Raw genomic sequence first — 7,799 nt, forward strand, 5'->3', positions numbered from 1 at the left:
AAAGGCACTACATCGATTGCTCCCATCCGGGGGTGTGCACCCCGGTGGTTTCTAAGGTCTATATTTTGGACCGCAATCCCGGTTGCTTCTAATATGGCTTTCTTCACACTCAGCGGTTCTCCCATAATGGTCACCACGGTGCGGTTATGGTCCTTATCCGGGCTGTAGTCCAGCAACTTAACCCCGGTGGTCATGAAGAACGGAACTAAAATCTTCTGAATGGTTTCGATATTCCTGCCTTCGCTGAAATTAGGTACACACTCCACTAATCTGACTAATTGGGACATCTGAAACACCCTCCCTCAATACTGGTCGGCTTTATATGTCAGGCAGCAGGTTGGCGGATCGCTGCCAGTATCCGGGGACTCACCCTTTGCCGGGAATGCCCGGTTAAGGTTTGGGGACACACCCCTTTGGGGAATGTCCCCGTATGGTTTTTTTGATCAGGTTATCGTCGGGGAGATACGGCAAGGTGATATGGGCCCTGCCGCGATAGGTTTGGTTGTATTCAATAGCGGTCGCTATGGAATTTGGATTCCTGGCCCATGAGCGCCTGGCTACTCCTCCCATAACATCCCACATCATGGCTGATTCAATGATGCCATCGACCCTTTCACTGCCATCCAACACCAGGCCGAAGCCTCCGTTTACAGCCTTGCCTATGCCGACTCCCCCTCCGTTGTGCAGGGCTACCAAGCTCATTCCCCGGGCGGCATTGCCGGCGAAGCACTGTACCGCCATGTCAGCCATGATATTGCTGCCGTCTTTGATGTTGGCGGTCTCCCTAAAGGGCGAATCGGTACCGCTGACGTCATGATGGTCTCTTCCCAGCATTACCGGACCAATCTCCCCCCTGCGCACCATTTCATTAAACTGTAAGGCGATTTTTTTCCGTCCCTGGGCGTCCTGATAAAGTATCCTGGCCTTGGTCCCTACCACCAGATGATGCTTCTGCGCATCCCGGATCCAGATATAATTATCCCGGTCCTGAGCCCGGCGCTCCGGGTCGATACATGCCATAGCCGCTTTATCGGTCTTTTCCAGATCCTGCTCCGAACCGCTCAAACACACCCACCTGAAAGGGCCGTACCCATAATCAAACATCTCCGGGCCCATAATGTCTTCAACATAGGAGGGGAATATGAAGCCGTCTTTCTCATCTATGCCGTTTCGCGATATTTCTTTGACCCCGGCGTCAAATACCGCTTTCATAAATGAATTCCCATAGTCGAAAAAATACGCCCCCCGCTCTACCAGAACCTTTAGGAGTTCAAAGTGTTTACGCAGGGACTTATCGACCTCTTCCCTGAACTTTACCCTGTCGGTGGCCAGCAGTTTCTCTCTTTCGTCAAAGCTCACTCCCTGCGGGCAGTAGCCTCCGCTGTATGCAGCATGACAGGAAGTCTGGTCTGACAGCAAGTCAATGTCCATGTTGTTCTCAACCGCATATTCCAAAAGGTCGACCACATTGCCATGATAGGCAATGGATATGGCTTCTTTTTTTTGCCGGTAATAATCGGCCAGTCCAAATGCTTCTGCTCTGCTGTCAGTGATTCTGCTCACCCAGCCCTGATCGAATCTGGTTTTGATGCGGGAGTAATCAACTTCGGCAATGATGCCCGCCCCGCCCGCTATCTCAATGGCTTTGGGCTGGGCTCCGCTCATGCCTCCCAAACCCGAGGTGACAAAAAGCCTGCCCTTCAGGTCTCCATCTGATGGAATTCCCAATTTCAGCCGGCCTGCGGTCAGAATGGTATTAAAGGTCCCATGCACGATTCCTTGCGGACCTATATACATCCACCCCCCCGCAGTCATCTGCCCGTAGTTGGCTACTCCCATCTGCGCAGCCACTTCCCAGTCTGCCTGATTATCAAACATGCCCAGCATCAAGGCATTAGTTATTATTACTCGCGGCGCTTCCGGTTTAGAGGGAAAAACCCCCAAAGGGTGCCCCGACTCCACAACCAGGGTTTGATCCCGGCCCAATATTTCCAGGTATTTTTTTATCAGCCGGTACTGAAGCCAATTCTGGCATACCGAGCCGGTTTCTCCGTAGGTAACCAGTTCATACGGGTAAAGGGCTATTTCGAAATCGAGGTTATTGTCTATCATCACCTGGAAAGCCCGGCCTTCTACACAGTTGCCGCTGTACGAATCTATCGCTTGGCCGTATATCCTTCCGGGAGGGCGATAACGGTAAGCGTAAATGCGGCCATAAGTGATCAGCTCCTGCAAAAACTCAGGAGCCAGAATCTCATGGAGGTTTTCCGGAACGTAGCGCAAGGCGTTCTTTAAAGCGGTTTCCGTTTGAGATGGGGTCAAGCTGAAGCCTCTCGCCGGAGCTCTCCTTATTCCAGGCCAAAAATCAGGCATGTCAGGCAGTTCATCATCCAGCTTGACTAGCATAGCATTATAGCGGTTGTCCATAAATTCCCGGCCTCCTTATATAATCATTTGAACCATAGGTTCAGGCTCATCTGATACCAGTATATCCTGCCAATCGTCCCGCAGCCAGGCGGCCGCGTTTTCTATATCAGCCGCAAACACCCTGTCTCTGGTGATGGCGGGGATGACAGCGCGGGCCCCCTGATACAAGCGCTGGGTAAGCGGAGACAGCTTTTCTGCGCCGCGCAGTTCCACGGCCTGCAGGGCGCATATCAATTCTATGGCCAGCACCCGGCGGGTATTCTGTATGATTTGATAAGCGTGCCGCGAGGCGATGGTACCCATGCTCACGTGGTCTTCCTGATTGGCCGAGGAGGGTATGGAATCGACACTGGCGGGGTGGGCATAGGTTTTATTCTCCGATACCAGGGCAGCGGCGCAATACTGCAGTATCATGGCCCCTGATTGCAAACCTGGCTGAGGGCTTAAAAAAGCGGGCAGATTGCTGAGCTGCGGATTCACCAGGCGTTCCACCCGTCTTTCCGCGATATTGGCCAGTTCCGCCATGCCAATCTTAAGAAAATCCATAGCGAAGGCCATGGGCTGGCCATGGAAGTTGCCCCCGGAGATCACCTTGCTGCCATGATCAAAAATCAGCGGGTTATCGGTAGCGGCGTTGATTTCGATCTCAAGCTTTTCCTTGACATAGCCCAATACCTGCCAGGTAGCCCCGAACACCTGAGGGATGCACCTCAGTGAATAGGCGTCCTGAACCCTCAGCTCTCCCTGACGGGTGGTCAGCTGGCTTCCTTTCAGGATGTTTCGCATCCTCCGCGCGACGTCTACCTGTTCCTGATATCCACGGGCCATGTGTATCGCGTCATCAAACGCGTCAATAATCCCTTGCAGCCCTTCTACGCTTAAAGCGGCAATCATCTCGGCCTGATAAGCCAGTTTTTCTGCTTCCAAATAGGCCACCGCCCCCATAGCGGTCATGGCCTGAGTTCCGTTTATTAGAGCCAACCCCTCTTTAGACTGCAGTATGACAGGCTTGATTCCTTCAGCTTGCAGGGCTTCCAGGGCGGGACATTCTTGGCCCTGATAGTGTACCCTCCCCTCACCGATTAACGCCAGGGCCAGGTGAGCGAGGGGGATCAAGTCCCCGCTGGCGCCCAGCGAGCCCTGCTGGGGTATGAGCGGGTGAATGCGCGCATTGAGCATCCGTACCAGGGTTTCGATTATCACTCTGCGCACCCCGGAAAAGCCCTTTAGGAGCGTGTTGGCACGCAGCAGCAAAATGGCCCGGCTGACGATTTCCGGAAACATCTCGCCCACTCCGCAGGCATGGGAATGGATTAAATTAAGCTGCAGTTCCTGGCAATCTTCGCAATCGATCAGCACATCACTTAATTTTCCGAAACCGGTGGTGATCCCATATACGATTCTGCCTTTTTCTACTATGCTCTCAACCGCTCTGCGGCTGGAATCGACGTCTTCCAGGCTGGCCGGTGAAATGTTTACTTTTTCATTCTTATAGAGCACATCGCTGATCTCTCCCAGGGTCAGGGAATGGCCGGTTAATGTAACCATCTTTATACCTCCTCTCTTTAATAAAAAAGGCTCTATTAATAAAAGTCACAGACTTTCACTAATAGAGCCCCCTATCAACTAAACGCTATAGGCTCATAAAAGTATCCGGTTTTAAAAAACAGCTAGATATGATTGATGCCCAGGCCTACCACCTCATGTTCCAGGCCCTTTATCGGTGCTCCAATGGTGCCATACAAGGCCACCGCGATCCATTGACCCTCTTCCATGCCGTCATAGGGATTGCCTTTGATAATGGAAAACCTCAGCCCGACGGTGCGCTGAACCGAACCCAACTGTATCTGCCCCCGGGTCACTCCCTCCATGGCTTCCAGGATAGCGTGGTAGAGGGCATGAGATTCCCGGTATACCTCGGGTTTGATGAGCTGATTCTTCTTGGCCGCGGTTTCAATCGCAGCTACGACTTTGTGAGACTCCATCGAGCCTACTTTGCCTACACAGCATTGCCACTGCAGCTGTTCCAAGGTATTAAGATAGCTGTCATTGGCGTCTTCTCCTGACAAAACTAACAATAAAGCACTTTTGCCAATCAAGTTCTTGGATAGGTGAGCCATTCGGATACACGCTTTCTAATAAACTAAAGCTACTATTTTAATTTTATGTTTATGACTGGTTTTTGTCCATTATATCCTTTGACGTTAATGCCGCTCAGCAGATATTAACGAACTTTTACTGATACGAATGCTGACAGGCTTCGGTTTTATTGCTGCGCAGATCCTGCAGCTGGGAAGCCAGCATACCGGACAGCATCAGTGCACAGCCCATGATCTCCCGGACATCCATGGTCTCGCCAATCAACAAAAAGCCTCCCAGTACCGCAAATACCGTTTCCATACTGAGTATAATGGCTGCTGCGGCCGGCGGCGCGTGTTTTTGCCCCACTATTTGCAGGGTATAAGCAATTCCCACCGAACATACCCCGCCGTATACTATGGGTACGGCTGCGGCCATCAGGCTGCCCATAACGATGGTCTCAGTAAAGGCTGCAGTAATCAAACTGAGTATGGAACAGGTTAAGGTCTGAAACCAGGATAGCTTCAAGGCGTCGACCCGGCGAGAGAAATAGCCGATGATAAGGATGTGAAAAGCCCAGAAGAGTGCCCCGATCAGCTCCAGAAGGTCCCCCGGTTGAATGCCGGCCGCCTCTTTGATACATAACAAATACAGTCCCGCCATGGCCAGCATACACCCCAGCCAGATTGAAGCGGAAGCTCTCTGCCCTATGAAAATACCCAGAACCGGCACCAGTACCAGATACAGGCTGGTCACGAAAGCAGCCTTGCCCGCGGTGGTAGTCACGAGTCCGATTTGTTGGAGGGAAGCAGCTATAAACAGAACCGTTCCGGCGAGTATTCCCGGCAGGAGGGCGTCTTTAAATTCCGTGGACAGAGATTGTGTTTTATCGCGGAAGACAAACAACAGAGGCAGCAGCGACAGGCCGCCCAACATAAACCGCACTCCGTTAAAAGTAAAGGGGCCCACGTGTTCCATACCCACTCTTTGGGCTACGAAGGCCAGCCCCCAAATGGCTGCTACCAGCAGCAGCAAAAGATTTGATTTAATAACGCTCACCAGCGGGCTCCCTTCCTGGCTTGACAGAATTTTAGCTGAAGCGCAAATGTATTAGCGTTTTTAGCCCTAAAGTATAGAATACCTTAATGACATTCAGGAAGAAAGCCCCTGGCTGGCAAAAAACCTGTTGAACAAGTGTTTTGCACAGTTTAATGCTGCGGCGGTCGAATCCTGAAATGATGTTCTAAAAGGCAGATAATAACACCTTAAGGAAACATTGTTTATTGATTTCCATATTATGGAGCAAGGACTTGTATACCTGTCTCCGGAGTCGGACCTTACCCTGATCTGACAAGGACAGAACGAACTTTCAAAAGAGGAGGTTTGGCCAATGCTGAAGAGACTGTGGTGTGCCCTTTCAGGGCATAGATTCGTACCGTTATTCGAGGAAAATACTAATATTCCCCGCTACTGGTACTGCAGAAAATGCGGGAAGCGTTGGGAGTGTTCATAAATAGAGCAAAGTGCCGCGTTAGTTGAGAGTATAAGGGTTTTCTGACCCGGCCCAGATGTCTTGACAAGCGCCAGTCCTGCATCCAGAGACACCGGGCGTTATAGCGCCCGGTGCCTTCTTGCTATTTTTGCATCAAAGCCACCCTCTGGTTGACATCATCCCAGTTAACCAGGTTCCACCAGGCTTCAACCCAGGCGGCGCGCCTGTTCTGATATTTTAGATAATAGGCGTGCTCCCATACATCTACAATTAAGAGCGGAACCGCGCCCCATTGAGTCAGATCCTGATGCTTCTCGGCCTGTAATACCACCAGTTTCCGGAATACCGGCTGGCATGCCAGTATAGCCCATCCGGAGCCTTCGACTGCGACCGCAGAGGCTGTAAACAACTTCTTGAAGTTATCAAACGACCCGAAGTCGCGGTCGATCAGTTCCGCCACCGCACCGTAAGCAGGGCCTCCTCCCTCCGGCTTCATATTTTCCCAGAACATGGTATGCAGGATATGCCCGGAGCCGTGAAAAGCCAGTTCCCGCTCGATGTGTTTAATCAAAGCGAAATCACCTTTGGCGATGGCTTCGGATAATTTGCTTTCGGCACTGTTTAAGCCGTCAACATAAGCTTTGTGGTGCATATCATGATGCAGCCTTACGGTTTCTTGGTCGTAGTAGGGCTCCAGAGCATCATATGAATACGGTAAATCGGGCAGGGTATGTGCCATTTTATCCACTCCTTTCTTTCCTAATAATACCAGTATATTTTAACCATTCTCAACTCCGCAGTCACAATAAACCGCTAAAAGTTATATTATTAGTGATGGCAAAAGAGGCGGGCTTTATTCATTGAGGATTTGGTCAGCTCGAGGCCAGTTAACTATTATGAGCCCGGCTAAAATGAGTGTCGCCCCTGCAACAAAACTTAGCGTAAGGTTTTCATTCAACCACAGCCATCCCAGCACTGAACCTACCACAGGCTGAAAACACATGAAAAGTGAACCTACTCCTGCATCCATCAGATCCATGCCTTTGTTCCAGAGAAATAACGCTATCGCGGTGGAAACAATACCGATATATAGGGTTCCCAGCCAAACCAGGCTGCTGGCAAACAACCGTACTTCATAGAACTGCATCTCTCCGATGGCAACCGGAGTGGTAAAAACAGCGGCGAATAACACCGCATAGGTAGTGATGGTCAGGGTCGAATACCGGGCTGAGGCTTTTTTAACATAAATCGATAAGAATGCCCAGGTGATAGCGGCAATGAGCAGGAACAGGCTCCCCTGCCAGCTCTTTTCACTCTCGGGGTTGAAGCCGATCACCATCACTATTCCCAGCATCGACAGAAATAGAGCCGCCAATTTCCGAGCATCCAGAGTTTCCTTCAGTAGAGGGCGGGCCATTAAAACCGTAAATACCGGCGAACTGGTGGTAATCAGTGCTCCGGTGTGGGCATCAGACAACTTGGTGCCGACAAACTGCGCACCTATCGAAACGAAGTAACCGATAAAACCGATCCAGGCCAAGAGCATTAAATCCCGCCGTTCCACCTTATGCTGGCGGCAGAGAATCATCACAATGAAAAGCACCAGCCCGGCGATAAGATAGCGCAGCCACAACAGGGTAAAAGGAGGCACATAATCCATTACATATTTGCTTATCACATACAGGCTTCCCCAGATACTGGCTGCAAGTGATAATGAGATTGCTCCCCAAAGCTGCTTATTCATACCTTTCCATCCCTTTTAGATTACATTCCACAAAATAAAACACCTCCATCCCGAAAG

Annotated in this window: 6 protein-coding genes and 1 pseudogene; all 7 read right to left on the minus strand. The window is 50.9% G+C overall.

Annotation, left to right across the window (positions count from 1 at the left end; translation table 11 throughout):
- A pseudogene (locus B3W37_RS05425) lies at positions 1 to 287 on the minus strand (glutamate formimidoyltransferase); the annotation flags it as partial.
- A gap of 103 nt (positions 288 to 390) precedes the next feature.
- Entirely contained in the window at positions 391 to 2,427 is a 2,037-nt protein-coding gene (locus B3W37_RS05430; protein WP_483175005.1) for a urocanate hydratase, read from the minus strand.
- Between the two features lie 15 nt (positions 2,428 to 2,442).
- Entirely contained in the window at positions 2,443 to 3,975 is a 1,533-nt protein-coding gene (gene hutH / locus B3W37_RS05435) for a histidine ammonia-lyase (RefSeq protein WP_483175006.1), read from the minus strand.
- A gap of 122 nt (positions 3,976 to 4,097) precedes the next feature.
- Positions 4,098 to 4,547 carry a hut operon transcriptional regulator HutP gene (gene hutP, locus B3W37_RS05440; RefSeq protein ID WP_483171990.1) on the minus strand — a complete coding sequence of 150 codons (450 nt, stop codon included), beginning with the start codon at positions 4,545 to 4,547 and terminating at the stop codon, positions 4,098 to 4,100.
- 115 nt (positions 4,548 to 4,662) lie between these two features.
- On the minus strand, positions 4,663 to 5,565 hold the full coding sequence (locus B3W37_RS05445) for a DMT family transporter (protein ID WP_483175007.1): 903 nt from the start codon (positions 5,563 to 5,565) through the stop codon (positions 4,663 to 4,665).
- A 575-nt stretch (positions 5,566 to 6,140) separates the two neighbouring features.
- Positions 6,141 to 6,737, minus strand: coding sequence for a superoxide dismutase (locus B3W37_RS05450; RefSeq protein WP_483171988.1), 597 nt, complete (start codon positions 6,735 to 6,737; stop codon positions 6,141 to 6,143).
- A 114-nt stretch (positions 6,738 to 6,851) separates the two neighbouring features.
- Positions 6,852 to 7,742 carry a DMT family transporter gene (locus tag B3W37_RS05455; RefSeq protein WP_483175008.1) on the minus strand — a complete coding sequence of 297 codons (891 nt, stop codon included), beginning with the start codon at positions 7,740 to 7,742 and terminating at the stop codon, positions 6,852 to 6,854.
- Between the last annotated feature and the right edge of the window lie 57 nt (positions 7,743 to 7,799).

The organism is Syntrophomonas sp. UBA5494 (genome assembly GCF_002426325.1).